1 protein-coding gene is annotated in these 1,117 nt (G+C 67.2%); it reads left to right on the plus strand.

Annotation, left to right across the window (positions count from 1 at the left end; translation table 11 throughout):
- A partial coding sequence (locus NW858_RS04605; RefSeq protein ID WP_414520010.1) for an adenosylhomocysteinase occupies positions 1–1,117 on the plus strand: 1,117 nt, incomplete at both ends.

The raw sequence follows: 1,117 nt of genomic DNA on the forward strand, positions 1-1,117 counted from the left end.
GTGCTGATCGAGACGCTGAAGGCGCTCGGCGCCGATGTGCGCTGGTCGTCCTGCAACATCTTCTCGACCCAGGACCATGCCGCGGCCGCGGTCGCCGCCTCCGGCACGCCGGTCTTCGCCGTGAAGGGCGAGACGCTCGCCGAGTACTGGGAGTACGTGCGCCGCACGCTCACCTGGGGCGACGGCGGGGTGCCCAACCTGCTGCTCGACGACGGCGGCGACATGACGCTGTTCGTCCATCTCGGCGTGCGCGCGGAGGGCGGCGACACGGCGTTCCTGGAACAGGCCGGCAACGAGGAGGAGGAGGTCCTGTTCGCGCTGGTCAAGGACACGCTCAAGGCCCGGCCCGGCTGGTTCGCCGAGCTTGCCCGGGCGATCCGCGGTGTCTCCGAGGAGACCACCACCGGCGTGCACCGGCTCTACCAGATGGAGAAGGAGGGGCGGCTCCTGTTTCCCGCCATCAACGTCAATGACAGCGTGACCAAGTCGAAGTTCGACAATCTCTACGGCTGCCGCGAGAGCCTGGTGGACGGCATCCGCCGCGGCACCGACGTGATGATGGCCGGCAAGGTGGCGATGGTCTGCGGGTTCGGCGATGTCGGCAAGGGCTCGGCGGCGAGCCTGCGCAGCGCCGGCTGCCGCGTGATGGTGAGCGAGGTCGACCCGATCTGCGCGCTCCAGGCGGCGATGGAGGGCTACGAGGTGACGACGATGGAGGAGGCCGCCCCGCGCGCCGACATCTTCGTCACCGCCACCGGCAATGTCGACGTCATCACGATCGAGCACATGCGGGCGATGAAGGACCGGGCGATCGTCTGCAATATCGGTCATTTCGATGCCGAGATCCAGGTCGCCGCCCTGCGGAACTTCAAGTGGCACAACGTGAAGCCGCAGGTGGACGAGATCGAGTTCCCGGACGGCAAGCGCATCATCCTGCTGTCCGAAGGACGGCTGGTGAACCTCGGCAACGCCACCGGCCACCCCTCCTTCGTGATGTCCTCCTCATTCTCCAACCAGACGCTCGCGCAGATCGAGCTCTGGACGAACCCGGGCAAGTACCAGAGGAGGGTCTATGTGCTGCCCAAGGCGCTCGACGAGAAGGTGGCGGCGCTGCATC

Source organism: Synechococcus sp. H55.10, assembly GCF_047502715.1.
Taxonomy (GTDB): domain Bacteria; phylum Cyanobacteriota; class Cyanobacteriia; order Thermostichales; family Thermostichaceae; genus Thermostichus.